The following is an 18,613-nucleotide window of genomic DNA, read 5'->3' as shown; positions in this document are numbered from 1 at the left end:
ATCTGGCGCCATGTCTGTTCCCGCCAACCCGCCCCTGCCGGCGCCAAGCCTGTCCGAGCATCAGGAGCGCCTGCTCGACTGGCTCGCCAGCGCCCGTCCGAATGTCTTCCTGACCGGACGAGCGGGCACCGGCAAGACGACGCTGATGCGCGAATTCCTGCGCCGGGCCGGACCGCGTGCGGCGGTGATCGCGCCGACCGGCGTCGCGGCGATGCAGGCGGGTGGCCAGACCATCCACTCCTTCTTCCATTTCCCGCCGCGCATGATCGGCGCCCGCGATATCCGCAAGGTGCGCCATCGCCGCGTGGTGCAGGCGCTGGAAACCCTGGTCATCGACGAGATCTCGATGGTCCGCGCCGACATGATGTGGGCGATCGACAAGTCGCTCCGCCTCAACCGCGAGCGCAATGAGCCCTTTGGCGGGGTGCAGATCGTGCTGGTTGGCGATCTGGCCCAGCTGCCGCCGGTCATCCAGGGCGCCGAGGCGGAGTATCTGGAATCGACCTATGGCGGGCCCTTCTTCTTCCACCCGGACAGTTTCCGCGATGCCGGCTTTTCCTATGTCGAGCTGGAACAGGTCTTCCGGCAGACCGACGAGTATTTCGTCGACATTCTCAATGCGATCCGCGATGGCGATCTCGACAGTGACAAGGCCGCCGACCTGAATGATCGGGTGACCGGCCGGTCCGGGTTGGAGGCCTCGCTCTCGCATATCGTGCTGACCGCCACCAATCAGACGGCCTGGCATATCAATCAGGCCCGGCTGGAAGGCCTGCCGACTTCGCACAAGGCCTTCGAGGCCAAGGTCGAGGGCCAGTTCGACCAGCGCCTCTTCCCGGCCGAGGAGCCCCTGGTACTCAAGATCGGCGCCCGCGTCATGCTGACCCGCAACGACCCGCAAGGCCGCTGGGTCAATGGCACGCTGGGGCAGGTTGAAGGCTTTGACGAGAAAGCCGTGCGTGTGCGCATTGGCGAGACAGTCCATGCCGTCGAGGCCCAGAAATGGGAGCGCAATGCCTATGCCTTCGATCCGGAAAAACAGGCCCTGACCAAGACCACTGCCGGGGCCTTCACGCAATTTCCGCTGCGCCTCGCCTGGGCGATGACCATCCACAAGGCCCAGGGCCTGACGCTGGACAAGGTCTATCTCGACCTCGCCCGGCGCCTCTTCGCGCACGGTCAGGCTTATGTGGCGCTGTCGCGGGCCCGCTCGCTGGAGGGCCTGGAACTCTCCCGCCCGCTGACGCCGAGCGACGTCATTTCCGATCCGCGGATCTTTGACGTGACCGCGTTTTGCGACCCGGCGCCGGCGAGTGTGAGTGCTTAGGGCTATCTGCAATCAAATCTCGTTGCAGTCGCTTTGTAGCGGCAAAGAAAACTGAGTATTTGGCTGTCTGAGTGAATCCGAAAAGCCGCTGTTGGAGTATCACCGTTCAGAGCTGTAAATCGATTCGAGCACTTTCTAGTCTGCGGCCCTAAAATGAGCGCCGTCCTTTAGGACGATTGCATTAATAACACATCATAAACATGAACGAGGGTTCAATATGTTTTAGTGGTCATTTTCTAACTAAAAAGATGCTCCTATTTATAACCATTTCTTCTTGGACATATAAATATAGTTACATTGCTATAGTAAAAATAATATTCTTAACATCGGGCAACAATTGTATGTCTATATGACACACAATTGTTGCCATCGCGAGACCCATGAACACGATCAGATCGTTTGATGCTCGGAAAGGGCGTATATTTCATTGCCAATAGATTGGAGCGGTAGCCAGTGTGTTGATTATAGATTGAGCATGTAGCGATTTCGTTCGATTTTTTCTTCTGTTTCTTTCCAAGATCCAACACAATAACCCTGCGATTCGTCCTCCATCGCGCGAACTAGATAGGTGGCAGCGCGACGCAATGTCTCAGCCTTTGTGCACCCAAGGTTTTGAGAGGCTCTCTCGACTGCCAAGAAAAGGCCTTCTCCCAAGTCGAGAGAAACACGTCGAGTTCCTTTTGCGACGTTATCCATCCGATTCTCCTTGCCCTTCAGGGCTGCATAAACAAATTGGGCCAAACCAGTGTCACCGGAATGGCTTTTGATTCACGACCTCGCGCTGACGTTTTAGCGCTCCCGTCGTGACTGCGGAAGGTACTCAATATCATCATAGAATGCAATGCTTTTGCGCGTTAATCGTGCATTTTTTACGTATTTTTTGATTATATATTGAACATATCGCCGGGTGTGATATAGGGGTAGCGTGTTAACAGGCATCGAAGAGTCGCAAAGATGCGCATGCCTCCCTGAAGCAACATCAACTCGAAAGGACGAATTATGAACGATGAACCGTCAGGGGGCTTTACGGTCTCCGAATCTGGCCTGACCTACGTTGATGGTGATCGAACCTGGCGATTGGAATTCACCTCCAGTGCCGCGTTGACTATGTACTTTCTTCCGCGCGACGGGAGAGCCTCTGTATATGAAGGCGTTACTGATTTTATCGTGAAAAGCGCGCAGAGATACGACTATCGGGTGGGTGATATTCTCGATCACCCCTGTCAGCGCTTTACGATCCGACGCCATGATGTAGACGTGATTCTCAAAATGTATGTAACATATAGTCTCATTGAAATTTGGATTGATGAAATAAGAACATAAAACTTTCGAACTTGATGTTGTGAATAAATGGGCGGTGCTTCGGTGCCGCCTTTTCTTTTGTGCAATATGTTGTTTGACCATCAATCCTCAAACAACGCTGTCGACAGATAGCGTTCGGCGAAGCTCGCCAGGATCACCACAATCGTCTTGCCCGCCATCTCATCGCGCCTGGCGACCTCGAGGGCAGCTTTCAGCGCGGCGCCGGAAGAGATGCCGCCCGGGACGCCTTCCAGCTTCGCCGCTTCGCGTGCCATGGCAAAGGCATCGTCATTGGAAACGGTGACGACTTCGTCGATCAGGCCGGTGTCGAGAATGTCCGGCACGAAACCGGCGCCGATGCCCTGGATTTTGTGCGGGCCGGGTGCGCCGCCAGACAGGATGGGGCTGTCGGTCGGCTCGACGGCGACGACGTGGAAGCCGGGCTTTTTCTCTTTCAGAACCGAGGCGACGCCGGTCAGCGTGCCGCCCGTGCCGACGCCGGAGATCAGCACATCGGCCTCGCCGGCCGTATCATTCCAGATTTCCAGCGCCGTGGTGTTGCGGTGGATTTCCGGATTGGCCGGATTGGCGAACTGGCTCGGCATCACCGCGCCCGGCGTTTCGTTGATGATTTCCTGGGCCTTTGCGATGGCGCCCTTCATGCCCTTGGCGGCTTCGGTCAGGACCAGCTCCGCGCCCAGATGCTTGAGCAGCTTGCGGCGCTCGATCGACATGCTTTCCGGCATGGTCAGGATCAGGCGGTGGCCGCGCGAGGCGGCGACGAAAGCCAGACCAATGCCGGTATTGCCCGAGGTCGGCTCGACCATGACGGCGCCCTCGCCCAGCTTTCCGGCCGCTTCCAGCGCGTCGATCATCGCCACACCGATCCGGTCCTTCACCGAAGCGAGCGGGTTGAAGAATTCCAGCTTGGCCAGGATACGCGCCTTGGCGCCATGGGCGTCAGCGAGCTTTTTCAGCTCGACCAGCGGGGTATTGCCGACCGTGTCGGCGATGGAGGCATAGATGCGGCCGCGGCCGGGTGTGTCGGTCATGTTGTTTCTCCGTTTGCAGCCAATGTAGGTGCCCGCCAGCCAGGCGCCAGTGAAGCATGTGTCACGTCGTGCCCGTCGAGCCGAAACCGCCCGTCCCGCGGGTCGTTTCGTCCAGCGTGTCGGCAATCTCCCAGACGGCCTGGGTGACCGGGGCGATGATCATCTGGGCGATGCGGTCGCCGCGATTGACGACGAAATTGGCCTGGCCGTGATTGATCAGATTGACCCGGATCTCGCCGCGATAATCGGCATCCACGGTGCCCGGCGTGTTCACACAGGAAATCCCGTGCTTGGCCGCGAGGCCGGATCGTGGTCGGACCTGGGCCTCAAAACCGGCGGGAAGCGCGATCGCGATCCCCACGGGGATCAGGCGCCATTCGCCGGGCGGGATGGAGACCGGTTCATCGGCGGGCACGGCAGCGCGCAGGTCCATGCCGGCGGACTGGGGCGTTTCGTAAGCCGGCAGCGCCAGGCCCTCATAATGATCGAGCGGTTTGATCTTCACGGGCACGGTCGACATGGCGGCATCCTGGCTGGAAAGTGTTGGGGCGCATCAAAGCCAAGCCCGCCTGATTTGGCCAGAGGCTAGAGCGCCGAAGCGATCCGTGCGGCCAGAAGGCCGGCGATCTTCGACTTCTCCGCCCGCTCCCAGGCTTCGCTGCCCGTCCCTGTGACCAGCAGGACCGCATTCTCGGCTCCGCCCATGACATCACCGGAGACATCATTGGCGACGATCCAGTCGCAGCCCTTGCGCTGGCGCTTGGCAGTGGCGAGCGCTTCGACGTCATGGGTCTCGGCGGCGAAACCGATCACCAGTCCGGGGCGGCCTGCTTCCATCTGTGAGACGGTCTTGAGAATGTCCGGATTCTCGACCAGCGGCAGGCTGGAGAAGCTGGCCTTGTCGAGCTTGAGTTTCCTGTCGGACGGCTGTGCCGGGCGCCAGTCGGCGACAGCGGCCACGGCGATGAAGACATCGGCAGGCAGGGCAGTCTCGACGGCCGCGAGCATGTCGCGGGCCGTTTCAATATGGACCGTGTTGACGCTCTCCGGGTCATCCAGCGCGGTCGGTCCGGCGACCAGCGTCACCCGGGCGCCCAGTGCGGCGCAGGCTGCGGCGATGGCATAGCCCTGCTTGCCGGAGGAATGGTTGGAGATAAAGCGGACCGGATCGATCGGTTCACGCGTCGGTCCGGCGGTGATCAGGACGTGGCGACCCTTCAGCGTGTCAGGCATTCAAGAGGCTCGCGACGGCATCGGCAATCACATCGGGCTCGGCCAGGCGGCCGGGACCATACTCGCCGCAGGCCATGTCGCCCTCATCCGGGCCGACGAAATGCACGCCGTTGGATTTCAGCGTCGCCAGATTGCGCTGGGTCGCCGGATGTTCCCACATCCGCACATTCATCGCCGGGGCCATCAGGACCGGCTTGTCGGTCGCCAGGAGGGTTGTGGAGGCAAGATCATTGGCCAGACCGGTCGCGGCCTTGGCCATCAGATCGGCGGTGGCGGGCGCGACCACGACCAGATCGGCCGAGCGCGACAGCTCGATATGGCCCATCTCGGCTTCGTCGGTGAGGTTGAACAGCTCGCCATAGACCTTGTCGCCGGACAGGGCAGAGACGGAAAGCGGGGTCACGAATTCACTGCCGGCGCGGGTCAGGATGCAGCGACTGGCTATGCCGCGCTTCTTCAGCGTCCGGATCAGCTCCAGCGCCTTGTAGGCTGCAATTCCGCCGCCAATGATCAGGAGTATGGACTTCTCGGCCATGTGACGCCTCCGCTGATGGTCCCGTACAGGTAAACCGTCCGCGGGGATTTCCCAAGGGTTTCAGGGGGTGAGGGTCAGTTCAGTCGGAGAAATGGGGACACACGCCCCCGCGCCATCGGCGCATACCCCGCCATAAACCGCTTGCCGAGAGATCGCCGTATCCGGTTCTTCAGGTCAAGGGCGCCGCAGGCGCCGCTTCGCGGTTATACCCTTGAGCTGAAGAACCGGATACGGCCTGCTGGCTGACAAGCGATTTATGGATCGCCCTGCGCGCGGCGCTCAGATCACCCCGGGCCCGGCAGGTGACCGCACGGAGTTCTCACTCAGCCCGGCTGCCCCGCAGTTCAATCAACCAGATGGCGGATCTTCTGGGCGTCGGAAGACAGCGCGGCGCGCTTGTCCATGATGTGGCGATAGAAGGCGCCCATCGACAGCTCGATGTCGTAATGGGTGATCCGGGACAGGGCGGTGATGTCGTCGGTCTTGAAGCTGCGACGGTCGGCCATGGCCAGCTCGACGATGCGGGCGAACATGTTGGAATAGGCGGCGGTGTAGACATGCGCCGGGAATTCCAGCTTGGCATGACGCGCGCCCATGCCTTCAGTCGCTTCGTAATAGTGCTCGTCAAAGCGCGCCGAAAACATCTCGTCACAATGGGCCAGCATGCCGGCGCGCAAATAGGTGATGTTGTCGGTGATCTCGAAATAATGGGCGACGTCCGGATTGCCGACCAGATGGTCGAACACGGTTTCCAGCGCCGTTTCGGCATACTTCATCAGGCGCGGCTTGAGGTGCTGGATCCGGTCGATCACATCCTCGTCAATGCGAAAAAACTCGCGCTGAAGGCTGCGTGCCTCTTCGTTCATAATGAAATCCCTTGCCATGGCAGGCATAAGGGCAGGCTTTTCTTTCGATTTTGTGTAAATCGGCCCGAAATTTTAGCTAAATGCCGTAGCGACGGCCGCGCCTGCAGCAGCGGCGGCCGCCAGCCAGGCCAGACGCAGGAACCAGGGCCGCAGCCGCGGACCGCCACCCAGGGACAGTTTGCCAGCCTTCAGTTGGGCGCCGACCTCGGCCCAGTCATCCACTGCATCAGGCAGCTTGCGCAGGGCATCGTGCAGCCGGGTCAGGTCCTCACCAAGATCACGGATGCGGCCTTCCGGACCGAGTTCCCGCTTCATCCAGGCTTCGACGATGGGGGCGGCTGCGCCCCACATGTCGTGCTGGGGGTCGAGTTGCCGTGATACGCCCTCGCACTGGACCATGGTCTTTTGCAGCATCACGAGTTCGGGCCGCAGACGCATCTCGAACAGGGCCGTGATCTCGAACAATTGCATCAGGACGCGCGACATCGGCACCTGGTCGGCGGTCTTGCCGAAAATCGGTTCGCCGACAGCGCGCAGGGCGCTGGCGAAATCCTCGACCGAATGGCGCGCCGGCACATAACCGGCGGCGAAATGGGCACGGGCGGCAGCCATGTAGTCGCGGGTCAGGAAACCATGCAGGATCAGGGCGAGGAAGCGACGCTCGGCGCGCCCGATCCGACCCATGATACCGAAATCGACCGCCCAGACGGTGTCGTCAGTTCGGGCAAACAGATTGCCGCCATGCATGTCGGCGTGAAAGACTCCGCGATCGAGGGCCGTTGACAGGAAGGCCCGTGTCAGCCGGGTCGCCAGGGCCGCCCGGTCGATGCCGCTGGCGGCAATCGCGTCGATGTCGGACAGGGGAATGCCGTCAATCCACTGGGTGGTCAGCACCCGCCGGGTCGAGCGCGCCCAGTCGACCGTCGGAATATGATAGCCCTCGGCGACCATGGCGGCCTCGCCCAGTTCAGAGGCGGCCGCTGCTTCCAGGCGCAGGTCGGTTTCCAGCGACAGCGAGCGGGACACCGTCTCGACAAACTTTTTCGGCTCCAGTCGGCGGCTGGCGGGCGAGAAGCGTTCAGCCAGGGCCGCACCGAGCGTGAGGGTGCGAATATCCCGGGCAATGCGGCTCTCGATGTCCGGGCGCAGGATCTTGACCGCAACCACGGCCCCGTCCGGTGTCATCGCCTTGTGGACCTGGGCGATCGATGCGGCGGCAACAGGCGGGCCGAACTCGCTGAAGACCTCGTCGACTGATTGATCCAGCTCGTCAGCCAGAATCTCGCGCGCCTCGGCATCCCCGAACGCGGGCATGCGATCCTGCAGGCGCGACAGGCCGCGCGCGAACCGCGCGCCGATGACGTCGCTGCGGGTGGCCAGGATCTGGCCGAATTTGACGTAGGACGGACCCAGTTTTTCCAATGCGCGGGCCAGGCGTTCTCCCGGGTTTTCTGCCAGATCGCGATGGCGGAAAATGCGCATGACACTTCCCAGCCAGCGGGCCGGAGCCGGGTAAAGCGACTGGTACTCCGCTGGCAGGATCGCGTCGTGCCGGGCCAGGGTCAGGGCGGCGCGTATCAGGCGGGTCAAGGAGGCGAGAGTGGAAAACATGCTAGCGGTTTAGAGGTACGGGCCTGAATTGGCGAGAGGGCCATGACGTCGCAGCCGGTGAAGGCCTGTGCTTGTCGGCCACGCAAGTTGGTCTACGTTGTCAGTGTGGATCAAATCCGGGGCGGGAATGAAGCACGAGCTGGAAGTGGATGCCGAGAACCAGTGGATTCTGGTGCGCTATCGCGGTGAGATCGCGGAAGGCGACGCGCTGGAGTTGATGCAGCGGGCTGTGAAAATGCCCGGCTGGACGCCAGCATGTGATCGTATCGTGGTCTATGAAGACGATTCCGATCTGCATCAGCTTGATGCCGCGTCTTTCGAACGGCTTGGCGCAGGCTTGGCCGAATTCATCCGCGACCATTATGGCGACACGCCAAGCCGGTCGGCCCAGGTCTGCAATGACAGTATGAAAAGGGTTCTGCTGGAATTCTGGGTCAATCTGACCAAGGCCGGCTATCCAGCGCAGTTACAGCTCTTCGATACAGTTGAGGAGGCGAAAGCCTGGTTGCTTCGCGAACGCAAGGATCGGGACTGATCAGGCCCAGCCGACGTGCAGGGCGGCAATGCCGCCGGAGAAATTCGTGTAGCTGACCTTGCGGAAACCCGCGGCCCGCAACTCGTCGGCGAAATCATCCTGATTGGGGAAGCGACGGATCGATTCCACCAGGTATTGATAGCTCTCGCGGTCCTTGGCGACGTAGTGACCGAGTTCCGGCATGACGTTGAAGGACCAGGCGTCATAGGCTTTTTCCCAAGCGCGGCTGGTCGGCCGGGTGAATTCCAGACACAGGAAACGCCCGCCGGGTTTCAGCACGCGGCGCATTTCCTTGAGCGCGGTGGCGCGGTCGGTGACATTGCGGATGCCGGTCGAAATGGTCACGCAATGCGCGGTGCGATCCGGAAGGGGCAGGCATTCGGCATTGCCGGTGACCCAGTCAACGCGACCTTCCTCGTGCGGTTTCAGGCCGCGCTTCACGCCGGCCCGCAACATCTGCTCATTGATGTCCAGAACGATGGCTGACGCCTGGCGGTCATCGCCGCGGCGTGCCGCGACCGCATCGGCCTTGGCCAGAAAGCTGCGTGCCAGGTCGCCGGTGCCGCCCGCGACGTCGATATGGACCTCGCCCGGCTGCGGATTGGCGCGGGTCATCACCATGTCTTTCCAGACCCGGTGAATGCCCAGCGACATCAGATCATTCATCAGGTCATAGCGGCGCGCCGAACGGTCAAAGACGCCACGCACCAGCGAGGCCTTCTCGTCGCGTGCGACATCGGCAAAGCCGAAGGAAACGGTTTCAGTGTCGGTCCGGGTCGTGCTCATGCCCGGCAACATAGACCCGGACCGCCCGACCGGAAAGCGGCGCGGGCGGTCCTTTGTGTCGCATGTGCGGTGCCGGATCAGGCCAGGGCGAGGCGGGGCATGGGCGCCAATAGAAGGCGCCGGACCTGCCACGCTCCGGCGGCGACGAAGCGGCGGACCCTCGACATGATGCGCCGGCCGCGTGCGAGCGGTCCGATCCCCATGATCTCATCGCGCGGTTTGCGACGGGCGAAGCCTTCGACGACTCCTTCGACCAGTCGGAAGACCCGCAACCGGTCGAGCACGGGATTGAGCAGGTTGGTGACCGTGCAATAGCGGGTGTTGTGGGCGTGGGTGTGGTGCTGCCAGTGTTGCTTCGGGCTGAGTAGCAGGCCGCTGGCCTGCAGCCAGCGGACCACGGTCGGGCGCTTGCGCTTGGGTTTGTGGCTCCAGACATGGATTTCGCTGGCGAACACGCCGGTCGCAAGGGCGCTGAGGGTGAACGCATTGATCAGCCCGGTGACCGCAAACACGATCAGGAGGGCCAGGCTCAGGGCCAGGTTCGGGCCGTTGCGCGACCAGAAGCTGGCGCGGGTGCAATCCAGCGGCTGGGCATGGTGATTGATGGTCGGCCAATAGACGTGCCGGCCGAGTATGGGGGTCTTCGGGTCGCCATAGGTATCGATATACCAGTGCACGATACCGCTCATCAGATCGGCAAACAGGATGCCCAGACCGATCTGGCCCGCAATCATGGCTGCTGACAGGATGATATCCATGTGATCAAACATGCGGCCTTGTCTCCGTTATTCCCAAAAGGCGAGCGAAGATGAGCCAAGAAATGGGGCGAAAATGTAACCGCCTGAATGTAAAGATGATTCACACGCCAAATGCCTGAATTACCTGAAGTAGAGACGGTTCGCCGGGGCTTGGTGCCGGCATTGGAGGGGCGGCGCATTCTCGCCGTGGACGTCAATCGTCCCAATTTGCGCTTCCCGTTTCCGGAGCGCTTCGCGGAGCGGCTGACCGGTTGTCGGGTCGAGACGATCGACCGGCGGGCCAAATACCTTCTGTTCCGGCTCGACAGCGGCGAGACGATGATCGGGCATCTGGGCATGTCCGGGCGCTTCTCGATCGAGGTCGAGGGGGAGGCGGCCCAGCCCGGTGATTTCGTTCACGCCGCCCCGGCCAACCCGAAACATGATCATGTGGTGTTCCGGGCCGAGGGCGGCGTGGTGGTCCGCTATAATGACCCGCGCCGTTTCGGTTACATGGAGCTGTTCCCGACCGCGGAGGAAGCGTCCCACAAGACGCTTGGCGCGCTCGGACCCGAGCCGCACGGCAATTGGTTTTCCGGCGCCTATCTTGGCGAGGTGCTGGCCGGGCGTCGCACGCCGATCAAGACCGCCCTGCTGGACCAGTCGATCGTCGCGGGTCTGGGCAATATCTATGTGTGTGAGGCTTTGCATCGATCCGGTATCAGTCCGCGCCGCGCATCCGCCAGCATTCCCGGTGTCCGTGCCGAGCGTCTGGCGCGGGCCGTGCGCGAGGTGATTGTCGAGGCCATCGAGGCCGGCGGCTCCTCGCTCAAGGATTTCGCCTCGACCGATGGTGCGCTGGGCTATTTCCAGCACAGCTTCCGTGTCTATGACCGTCTCGGCGCGCCCTGCCCGACCCCGGACTGCGCTGGCGAAATCCAGCGGCTTGTGCAGTCGGGGCGCTCGACCTGGTTCTGCAGTCGCTGTCAGCGGTGACGGGTCTGGCGAGGGACACCGCACCCGGGCAGTCCCGCTAGCCATGGCGGTGGAATGGGGTAATTTATCGCCGGATTTCACGTCACAAAGGTAACTTCATGTCACCCTTCAAGACCATTCGGCGGACCGTTTCCGCTCTTTCCGGTGCGGCCTTGCTGGCCGGCGGCGCCCTTCTGCCGTCCACCGCCCAGGCCCAGTCGGGCGATTACGCAGCGATCGAGGCCGATCCGGCCATCTGGCATCTGTCTGATGCCGACTCCGACGTCTACATTTTCGGCACGTTTCATTTGCTGCCCCGCAGTCTCGACTGGCGTACTGACGAGCTCCGCGCTCTGATCGCCAGTGCTGACGCGCTTTATCTGGAAGCGGATGTCCACTCGCCCGAGAGTCAGGCGGCGATGCAGCCGCTGGTCATGCAGCACGGCCTCAACTCGCCCGGCGTGACGCTGTCCTCGCTTCTCACAGAGGCTGGCAATGCGGCGCTGGCGGAAATCGCCCCGACGGTTGGTTTCGCGCCGGCGATGCTGGAGCCGATGCGGCCCTGGCTGGCCCAGATCGCGCTTGCCGTCGGTCAGATGCAGGCGCTGGGGATGGATCCCAATTCCGGGGTGGAGATGGTCCTGCTCGGCATGGTCGAGGGCCGGGATATCCGGATGGGCTATTTCGAGACGGCTGAGCAGCAGATCGGTTTCCTCGCCGGCATGCCGGACGATGTGCAGGCGCGTGCCTTTGAGCAGGGTCTGGAAGACATGGCCGAGTTGCCGACAATGCTGGACACGCTGGTGACGGCCTGGGCGGTCGGCGACATGGAGACCATCGATTCTGAAATCAATGCGAGCATGCGTGGAGACGCGCCGGAGGCCTATCAGGTCATGATCGTGCAGCGGAACGAGAACTGGATTCCGCAAATCGCCGAGATCATGGATGGCGAAGGCACGGTCTTCATCGCGGTTGGTGCGGCGCACCTGCCCGGTGAGAATGGCGTCATCGAGCTCCTGCGTGCGCAGGGCTATCAGGTCAGCCGCCAGTAGGCGTCAATCGGGCCGGGTGACTCAAACGGGTCACCCGGTATCGACGCTTGCCCCCGTCTGCGTTATAGCGGCGCGGCTTTTCCCGCGCGGGTTCTCCGCGCCGTCAGATGGAGCGCCGAAATGGGCTACAAGACGATACAGTACAAAACCGAGGGCCGGGTTGGCGTCATCACGCTGAACCGCCCGGAGGCGCTGAATGCTCTGTGTGATGAGTTGACCACCGAACTCGCGGCCGCGCTGGCTGCCTGTGAAGCCGATGATGGCATCGGCTGTGTGGTGCTCACAGGTTCCAAGAAGGCCTTCGCGGCCGGTGCCGATATCAAGGAGCTCCAGTCGCGCGACATGGTCGGTCTCTATAACAAGGATCCGTTCGCGGAGACCTGGGAGGCCGTGGCGCGTTTCCGCAAGCCGATCATTGCCGGCGTGTCCGGCTATGCGCTGGGCGGTGGCTGCGAGATCGCCATGATGTGTGATTTCATCATCGCATCGGAATCCGCCAAATTCGGCCAGCCGGAGATCAATCTCGGCGTGATGCCGGGTGCGGGTGGCACGCAACGTCTGCCGCGCGCCATTGGCAAGGCCAAGGCCATGGACATGTGTCTGACCGGTCGGATGATGGATGCCGAAGAGGCCGAGCGGGCCGGACTGGTGTCGCGCGTGGTGCCGGCGGACGACTTCATGGACGTCGTCATGGAAGCCGCGGAAAGCATTGCCGCCAAGTCACTGCCGGTAGCGATGATGACCAAGGAGACGGTCAATCGCTCGTTCGAGATCGGCCTGACCGAAGGCGTTCGTTTCGAACGTCGGGTGTTTATGTCGCAGTTCGCGCTTGAAGATCAGAAAGAGGGCATGGCTGCCTTCGCCGAAAAACGGGCTGCTCATTTCAAGCATCGCTAGGGGGTGAGGCGCAGTGGGCGGTTGACGCCCAGCCCGCAAGGGCCTATACGCCGCCGCTCACGGATTTAGCCGGGAAGTCTGTCCCGGCCGCATAAAGAGGTTTACATCCATGGCCAACACCAACTCGGCCAAGAAAATGGTCCGCAAGATCGCTCGCCGGACGGCCGTCAACAAGGCTCGTCGTTCGCGCGTCCGTACTTTCGTCAAGAAAGTCGAAATGGCGATCACGTCTGGCGACCAGGCTGCTGCCAAGACCGCTCTGGTCGAAGCTGAGTCCGAGCTGATGCGTGCTGTCGGCAAGGGCGTCTACCACAAGAATACCGGCTCGCGGAAAGTCTCCCGCCTGTCGGCCCGCGTGAAGTCGATGTCGGCCTGATCCGACGCATTCACGTCAAAGACTGAATATACGCCCGGGGCACACGCCTCGGGCGTATTTCTTTGCGCGCATGTTGCGACTGCACGGTCGCCAAGCTCGCAACTGCGGCATAGATGCATTCTAATAAATAATCTGGGTACGGAGGGGTTGCCAAATGCGCGCCCGGTCGATCCACGCCCTCAAAACGGGCTTCATTTGGTTCATGAAAACGACCAGTCGCGTTGACACATTTCTGTCACAAAAGCCAAGCTTCGATCCGATCACGGATTTCCCGTGTCAAGCGAAGAATCTCGGATTCTGGGAGCTGAATCATGTTGACCGTGACCGGCCCCGGAGTAACCTTTGGGCTTCTGAGGGCGACAATTCCCATGCGGAAAAAATTCCGGTAGCGGCACGACTGGGTGGAGTGCTGTGGGTGGGCTGATATTGCCGAAATTACAAACACATAGCTCTCGCGTTAGCGTGAGAAAAATAAAAGTGTGATCGACAATGGCATTGAACAAACTGGCTGTTTCCGAGGCAAATACCGCAACTATCGACGGGCTTGACGCGGGGGGAATTTCGGCAATCTGGCGTCGGGTGCGCGCCCATCTCCGTGAGGAGTGTGGACCTGCGCTTTACTCGCAGGAAATCGCACGGTTGCGTGTTCGCCTGGCTGAAACGGGCGCTCTGGTGATCATCGCGCCAAGCAGTTTCAACCGCGATTGGGTCGAAGATCATTGGGGAGCACGAATTCGGGCTCTTTGGGCCGAACTCGACCCGTCGCATCGTGATATTCTCCTGCTTGCTGAAGATCAGGATGCGCCGCAATCTGTAATGGCGAACCGTTCGTCAGCGCCGGTGGCCCGCAAGCCGCAACCGGCCGCCACAGGCGCCAGTGTAGCGCCTGTGCCAGCGGCTGATGTCGCACCGGTCGATGCCCGTTTCAGTTTTGACAGCTTCCGCGTCGGCCCGGCCAATGAAGTGGCCGCCGCAGCCGCCCGGACCATGGTCGGCGCCGCGACACCGCCCTTCAATCCGGTGTTCTTTTATGGCGATTACGGCGTTGGCAAGACGCACCTGCTCCACGCTGTGGCGACGGCAGCCCAGAACGGGACCCGTCCGCGCAAGGCGCTCTATCTGACCGCCGAGGAATTCCTGTCCGGTTTCGTCACGGCAATGCGGGCGCGGGACACGATCTCTTTCAAGGAGACCGTGCGGGGCGTCGATGTTCTGCTGATCGATGATGTCCATTTCATCGCCGGCAAGCCGAAGACCGAGGATGAATTCCTGCACACGATTGCGGCCCTGGTCGCCGAGAACAAGCAGGTCGTCCTGGCGTCACACAAGCCGCCAGCCGAGTTGCAGATGCAGGATGAGCGGCTGCGCTCGCTCCTGACCGGTGGCCTGTCCTGCCCGCTGGGCAAGCCGGACCTCGATCTGCGCCGCCAGATCCTTGATTGCAAGATTGCCCAGGCAACCTGCCACTACCCGACTTTCGATGTGTCCGAGGCCGTTCGTGATTTTCTCGCCGCCCGGATCACATCCAGCCCGCGCGAGATGGAAGGCGTTCTCAACAACGTCATCTGCCGGACCGCGCTGATCGGCCAGCCGGTGACCATGGAAGTCGTGTCGACGGCTTTGCGTGAGCTGTCCCTGAGTTCCGAGCGCCGTCTGACGGTTGATGAAATCCAGAAGGTTGTCGCGACCCATTTCGGCATCACCACAGCGGATATCTGTTCCAAGCGCCGGACCCAGGCCGTCGTGCGCCCGCGGCATATCGCGATGTATCTCGCCAAGACTCTGACGACCCGGTCGCTGCCGGATATCGGTCGCCGTTTTGGTGGTCGCGACCACTCGACCGTGATCCACGCAGTGTCGAAGGTGACCGGCATGATCGACGCCGGGGACCCGGTCGCGGACGAGATTGACGCGCTGACCAGAGAGCTGCAGGGCTGAGGCCGGACGACCGGTCTTCCGAATTTCGCGTGGGCGCTGGATAAATCTCTTGCGAATGCGCGAATTCATGTATCCTCTTTGACCCATCCTGAAGGTGCAGGCGGTCTTTGTCCCGCACCGCCAAGACAGCCCTTGATCGTCGACTATTGATCTTCGGGCTGGATTCGGGAAGCTGACGCAGAAGACGTTGAAAGCGGAACGCGAGATATGAAGCTGACGATCGAGCGTGCGACGCTCCTCAAGGCGCTTGGCCACGTGCAGGCCGTTGTCGAAAAGCGCAACACCATTCCGATCCTGTCCAATGTGCTGATCTCCGCCGGACCCGACGGGGCCAGCTTCGCGGCGACCGATCTGGACATCGAGATCCTAGAGACCACCGACGCCAGTTGTGAGGGAGACGGTCTCGTCACCGCGCCGGCGCACACCCTGTACGACATCACCCGCAAGCTGCCGGATGGCGCAGACGTGACGCTCGAGATGAATGGCAGCGACCCGCGCCTGACGCTCAAGGCCGGTCGCTCCAGCTTTTCGCTGCCATCGCTGCCACCGGGTGATTTTCCGGTCATGCCGACCGAAGATCTCGAGCATCGCTTCTCGGTTCCGGCCCGCGAGCTGGCGCGCCTGATCGACAAGACGCGGTTCGCCATCTCGACGGAAGAAACTCGCTACTACCTCAATGGCATCCATATTCATGCCGCCGAGCAGGACGGTCGCAAGACGCTGCGCGCGGTTGCCACGGACGGTGTGCGTCTGGCCCTCGCCGAGGTCGATCTGCCCGAGGGTGCCTCCGGCATGCCGGGCGTGATCGTGCCCCGCAAGACGGTGCAGGAAGTCAAACGCCTGCTCGAAGACGCCGATGACGACGTTGAGGTGTCTGTCTCCGAAGGCAAGATCCGTTTCCGTCTGGGCCGTGCCGTGCTGACCTCCAAGCTGATCGATGGCGCCTTCCCCGACTATGAGCGCGTCATTCCGCGCGGCAATACCCGGCTGATGTCGGTCGAGAACAAGCGTTTCGCTGAAGCCGTTGACCGTGTTGCAACAATCTCGGTCGAGAAATCCCGATCTGTAAAGCTGTCACTGGGCGCCGATGCCCTGACGCTCGCCGTCAACAATCCCGAGAGCGGACAGGCCGAGGAAGAGCTCGCCGTGTCCTACTCGGATGAAGGCTTCGCGATCGGTTTCAACGCCCGCTACATGCTGGACGTCGCGTCCCAGATCGAAGGCGATGAAGCCCGCTTCCACTTCGCCGATGCCGCCTCGCCGGCCCTGGTAACCGACAGTGGTGATCCGGACGCGCTTTACGTGCTGATGCCGCTGCGCGTGTGACGGGTCAGGCCGACACGATGACGACTGAGACACCGCCGCCGGTTCCGCCTGCGGCGGTTCGTCGTTTGCGGCTTGCCAATTTCCGCAGCTATCCCGATCTCGACCTCGAACTGAGCGCCGCGCCGGTCGCCCTGTTTGGCGAGAACGGGGCCGGTAAGACCAATCTGCTCGAGGCGATTTCCTTTCTGGCTCCCGGCCGCGGCTTGCGCTCGGCCGGCGCTGACGGAGTAGCCACCAAGGGCGCATCCGGCGCGGCTCCTGAGTGGGCTGTATTTGCGGAGGCCGACACACGCGAGGGTGGTTTCCGCCTGGGGGTGGGCGCACGGGGGACGGCTCGCCGGGAGACCCGGATCGATGGTGAACCGGCCGCCCAGAACGCACTCGCCCGTCTCCTGCCGATGATCTGGCTGACTCCGGCGCAGGATCGGCTCTTCGCCGGGCCGCGCGCGGATCGTCTGAAGTTTTTTGACCGTCTCGTCCATGCCGCCGACCCGGCCCATGCCGACGCGGCCAGCGCTTATGAGAAGAGCCGGACCCGGCGTCAGCGCTTGCTGGACGAGGGTGGTCAGGATCCGGCCTGGCTCGGCGCAATCGAAGTCGAGATGGCCGGCCATGGCGTCGCGATGGCAGCGGCGCGACTGGATGCGTTGATCCGTTTGCAGGGGGAGATCGACCGGCGGCCGGAAGGTGTCTTCCCTCAGGCCGACCTGGCGCTGGATGGCTCGGTCGAGGCAGACCTGGCTGACGGGCTGACAGCGGGTGAGGCCGAGGACCGCTTTCTAGCTGCGCTGCGCGCTGGCCGGCGTCGCGACGCGGCGGCGGGACGGACGCTGACGAGAGGCCCCCATCGCACCGAGCTGCTCGCCAGCCACCGGGGCAAGGGTCAACCGGCCGGGGATTGTTCCACCGGTGAGCAGAAGGCTCTCATCCTGACCCTGGCCCTGGCCCAGGCCCGGGCGCTGGGCCAGCAATGGGGCGTTGCCCCCCTTCTGCTGCTTGATGAGGCCTGTGCCCATCTCGATGCCTTGCGTCGGGACGGGTTGGCCCGGGAAATTCTCGCATCAGGATCCCAGGCCTGGTTGACCGGTGTCGAGAAAGTCCTGTTCGAGCCGTTCGGTGACTCGATCCAGTATCGTGAAGTGCGTGATGGTGCGGTCCGGGCTCTACCCCCGGGTTGAGCCGGCGGGTTGGTCACGCCGGAATGGCCGCTGCGTCCCCCTCATTCGCCTCTTTCGCCATGATCTGATCGGCATCCTCATGGGCATCCACCATGGCAACCAGGCATCCGGCCAGCGCGTCGGCGAGAATGTGGATGATGATCGCGGGCCACAATGATCCACCGACCAACACGACCGCTGTCATCAGCACCGTGATCGGCAGGATGCGCAGCATTCCGGAAAGGCCCTGATAGGCGTGAGCGATGATGAACAGGCTGACCGATGCCAATGCGGCCGCCCACAGCGGCATGACCAGCGCCAGCGTCGCCATCAGGAAGCCGCGGAAAATCACTTCCTCGGTTATGCCGGCGGTGAAGGACAGTGCCTGAAATCCGAGATGTTCTGACAGGCGGCGCGGGCGCAGCATGTCAAAGCCTTCTGCCTCCGCGAGCTGGGTCCGCAATTTGCTGCGGGCGGTCCGGTCCAGTGCCGTCGTGACCAGCGAGTAGAGTCCGTAGACGATCGCGGCGCCAGCCAGCGTCCAGGCCAGGGCCCCACCCCATCCCGTGGGGGCCTGCAGGCCGAGCGCTGCAAGGGGTAGATCGGCGAAATGCCAGCAGGCCAGACAGCTCGCGCACAGGATCCACAGTGTCAGGCCGGTCTTGCGGTATTGATGGCCGACCGGTGGCAGGTCGTCGGGGGTGCTGCCTTTCTGCCGGACATCGCTGACAAATCCGGCAATCAGGACGGCGGCGATGGCCAGCAGCCCCAGGATCAGGGACGGTGTTTGCGTAAGCGTTTGCATGTGGAAGTCTCCCTAGGTCTCTTGACCGGCGATCCGCAAGCGTGCGATCAAGTTGATATTATGAGAATGCGAATTCGCGTTCACATTTAGGAGTGACAGCGGA

16 protein-coding genes and 1 pseudogene are annotated in these 18,613 nt (G+C 62.2%); 9 read left to right on the top strand and 8 right to left on the bottom strand.

The features are described from left to right. Positions 1–10 precede the first annotated feature (10 nt). Complete coding sequence (locus ACN0X9_RS06575) at positions 11–1,327, top strand: ATP-dependent DNA helicase (RefSeq protein WP_417486817.1); 1,317 nt, start codon at positions 11–13, stop codon at positions 1,325–1,327. Between the two features lie 1,403 nt (positions 1,328–2,730). Here ACN0X9_RS06575 and cysK read toward each other — a convergent pair. The 5 genes and pseudogenes from cysK to ubiB form a co-directional block, all read right to left on the bottom strand. Next, positions 2,731–3,681: a cysteine synthase A gene (gene cysK / locus ACN0X9_RS06570; RefSeq protein ID WP_417486816.1), complete on the bottom strand. Its 951-nt coding sequence runs from the start codon at positions 3,679–3,681 to the stop codon at positions 2,731–2,733. Between the two features lie 61 nt (positions 3,682–3,742). Next, a complete protein-coding gene (gene dut / locus ACN0X9_RS06565) occupies positions 3,743–4,201 on the bottom strand; it encodes a dUTP diphosphatase (protein ID WP_417486815.1) in 459 nt (152 codons plus the stop codon). A gap of 65 nt (positions 4,202–4,266) precedes the next feature. Continuing rightward, positions 4,267–5,449 (bottom strand): annotated as a pseudogene (gene coaBC, locus ACN0X9_RS06560) (bifunctional phosphopantothenoylcysteine decarboxylase/phosphopantothenate--cysteine ligase CoaBC). A 344-nt stretch (positions 5,450–5,793) separates the two neighbouring features. Further along, entirely contained in the window at positions 5,794–6,315 is a 522-nt protein-coding gene (locus ACN0X9_RS06555; RefSeq protein WP_417486814.1) for a protoglobin domain-containing protein, read from the bottom strand. 72 nt (positions 6,316–6,387) lie between these two features. Next, on the bottom strand, positions 6,388–7,926 hold the full coding sequence (gene ubiB / locus ACN0X9_RS06550; protein WP_417486813.1) for a 2-polyprenylphenol 6-hydroxylase: 1,539 nt from the start codon (positions 7,924–7,926) through the stop codon (positions 6,388–6,390). Positions 7,927–8,053: 127 nt separating this feature from the next. On the opposite strand from ubiB, the gene ACN0X9_RS06545 reads away from it, so the two are divergent. Then, positions 8,054–8,461 (top strand): hypothetical protein, encoded by a 408-nt coding sequence (locus ACN0X9_RS06545; RefSeq protein WP_417486812.1) that lies wholly within the window; start codon positions 8,054–8,056, stop codon positions 8,459–8,461. Here ACN0X9_RS06545 and ACN0X9_RS06540 read toward each other — a convergent pair whose 3' ends face one another. Together ACN0X9_RS06540 and ACN0X9_RS06535 are read right to left on the bottom strand one after the other, a co-directional pair. Continuing rightward, positions 8,462–9,247, bottom strand: a complete 786-nt coding sequence (locus ACN0X9_RS06540) for a class I SAM-dependent methyltransferase (protein ID WP_417486811.1) — start codon at positions 9,245–9,247, stop codon at positions 8,462–8,464. A 77-nt stretch (positions 9,248–9,324) separates the two neighbouring features. Next, on the bottom strand, positions 9,325–10,017 hold the full coding sequence (locus tag ACN0X9_RS06535) for a fatty acid desaturase family protein (RefSeq protein ID WP_417486810.1): 693 nt from the start codon (positions 10,015–10,017) through the stop codon (positions 9,325–9,327). A gap of 99 nt (positions 10,018–10,116) precedes the next feature. Between ACN0X9_RS06535 and mutM the strand changes: the two genes are divergently transcribed. From mutM to recF, 7 genes are all read left to right on the top strand, one after another. Further along, entirely contained in the window at positions 10,117–10,980 is an 864-nt protein-coding gene (gene mutM, locus ACN0X9_RS06530; RefSeq protein WP_417486809.1) for a bifunctional DNA-formamidopyrimidine glycosylase/DNA-(apurinic or apyrimidinic site) lyase, read from the top strand. A 98-nt stretch (positions 10,981–11,078) separates the two neighbouring features. Next, positions 11,079–12,011: a TraB/GumN family protein gene (locus ACN0X9_RS06525; protein ID WP_417486808.1), complete on the top strand. Its 933-nt coding sequence runs from the start codon at positions 11,079–11,081 to the stop codon at positions 12,009–12,011. Positions 12,012–12,131: 120 nt separating this feature from the next. Then, positions 12,132–12,908: an enoyl-CoA hydratase gene (locus ACN0X9_RS06520; protein ID WP_011645001.1), complete on the top strand. Its 777-nt coding sequence runs from the start codon at positions 12,132–12,134 to the stop codon at positions 12,906–12,908. A gap of 109 nt (positions 12,909–13,017) precedes the next feature. Beyond that, the gene (gene rpsT / locus ACN0X9_RS06515; RefSeq protein WP_011645002.1) at positions 13,018–13,284 is read left to right on the top strand and encodes a 30S ribosomal protein S20; all 267 of its coding nucleotides are present in this window, start codon (positions 13,018–13,020) and stop codon (positions 13,282–13,284) included. A 489-nt stretch (positions 13,285–13,773) separates the two neighbouring features. Continuing rightward, positions 13,774–15,222 carry a chromosomal replication initiator protein DnaA gene (gene dnaA / locus ACN0X9_RS06510; protein ID WP_417486807.1) on the top strand — a complete coding sequence of 483 codons (1,449 nt, stop codon included), beginning with the start codon at positions 13,774–13,776 and terminating at the stop codon, positions 15,220–15,222. Positions 15,223–15,429: 207 nt separating this feature from the next. Further along, complete coding sequence (gene dnaN / locus ACN0X9_RS06505) at positions 15,430–16,548, top strand: DNA polymerase III subunit beta (protein WP_417486806.1); 1,119 nt, start codon at positions 15,430–15,432, stop codon at positions 16,546–16,548. Positions 16,549–16,565: 17 nt separating this feature from the next. Further along, positions 16,566–17,726 carry a DNA replication/repair protein RecF gene (gene recF, locus ACN0X9_RS06500; RefSeq protein ID WP_417486805.1) on the top strand — a complete coding sequence of 387 codons (1,161 nt, stop codon included), beginning with the start codon at positions 16,566–16,568 and terminating at the stop codon, positions 17,724–17,726. A gap of 13 nt (positions 17,727–17,739) precedes the next feature. On the opposite strand, the gene ACN0X9_RS06495 is transcribed toward recF, so the two are convergent. Further along, the gene (locus tag ACN0X9_RS06495; RefSeq protein WP_417486804.1) at positions 17,740–18,510 is read right to left on the bottom strand and encodes a CPBP family intramembrane glutamic endopeptidase; all 771 of its coding nucleotides are present in this window, start codon (positions 18,508–18,510) and stop codon (positions 17,740–17,742) included. Positions 18,511–18,613 lie beyond the last annotated feature (103 nt).

Source organism: Maricaulis sp. (assembly GCF_048268525.1).
GTDB lineage: Bacteria > Pseudomonadota > Alphaproteobacteria > Caulobacterales > Maricaulaceae > Maricaulis.
This window is presented reverse-complemented; position numbering and strand designations above follow the sequence as displayed.

Coding starts and splice junctions, on each gene's coding strand:
- ACN0X9_RS06575 (WP_417486817.1), top strand. CDS start 11: ATGTCTGTTCCCGCCAACCCGCCCCTGCCGGCGCCAAGCCTGTCCGAG.
- cysK (WP_417486816.1), bottom strand. CDS start 3,681: ATGACCGACACACCCGGCCGCGGCCGCATCTATGCCTCCATCGCCGAC.
- dut (WP_417486815.1), bottom strand. CDS start 4,201: ATGTCGACCGTGCCCGTGAAGATCAAACCGCTCGATCATTATGAGGGC.
- ACN0X9_RS06555 (WP_417486814.1), bottom strand. CDS start 6,315: ATGAACGAAGAGGCACGCAGCCTTCAGCGCGAGTTTTTTCGCATTGAC.
- ubiB (WP_417486813.1), bottom strand. CDS start 7,926: ATGTTTTCCACTCTCGCCTCCTTGACCCGCCTGATACGCGCCGCCCTG.
- ACN0X9_RS06545 (WP_417486812.1), top strand. CDS start 8,054: ATGAAGCACGAGCTGGAAGTGGATGCCGAGAACCAGTGGATTCTGGTG.
- ACN0X9_RS06540 (WP_417486811.1), bottom strand. CDS start 9,247: ATGAGCACGACCCGGACCGACACTGAAACCGTTTCCTTCGGCTTTGCC.
- ACN0X9_RS06535 (WP_417486810.1), bottom strand. CDS start 10,017: ATGTTTGATCACATGGATATCATCCTGTCAGCAGCCATGATTGCGGGC.
- mutM (WP_417486809.1), top strand. CDS start 10,117: ATGCCTGAATTACCTGAAGTAGAGACGGTTCGCCGGGGCTTGGTGCCG.
- ACN0X9_RS06525 (WP_417486808.1), top strand. CDS start 11,079: ATGTCACCCTTCAAGACCATTCGGCGGACCGTTTCCGCTCTTTCCGGT.
- ACN0X9_RS06520 (WP_011645001.1), top strand. CDS start 12,132: ATGGGCTACAAGACGATACAGTACAAAACCGAGGGCCGGGTTGGCGTC.
- rpsT (WP_011645002.1), top strand. CDS start 13,018: ATGGCCAACACCAACTCGGCCAAGAAAATGGTCCGCAAGATCGCTCGC.
- dnaA (WP_417486807.1), top strand. CDS start 13,774: ATGGCATTGAACAAACTGGCTGTTTCCGAGGCAAATACCGCAACTATC.
- dnaN (WP_417486806.1), top strand. CDS start 15,430: ATGAAGCTGACGATCGAGCGTGCGACGCTCCTCAAGGCGCTTGGCCAC.
- recF (WP_417486805.1), top strand. CDS start 16,566: ATGACGACTGAGACACCGCCGCCGGTTCCGCCTGCGGCGGTTCGTCGT.
- ACN0X9_RS06495 (WP_417486804.1), bottom strand. CDS start 18,510: ATGCAAACGCTTACGCAAACACCGTCCCTGATCCTGGGGCTGCTGGCC.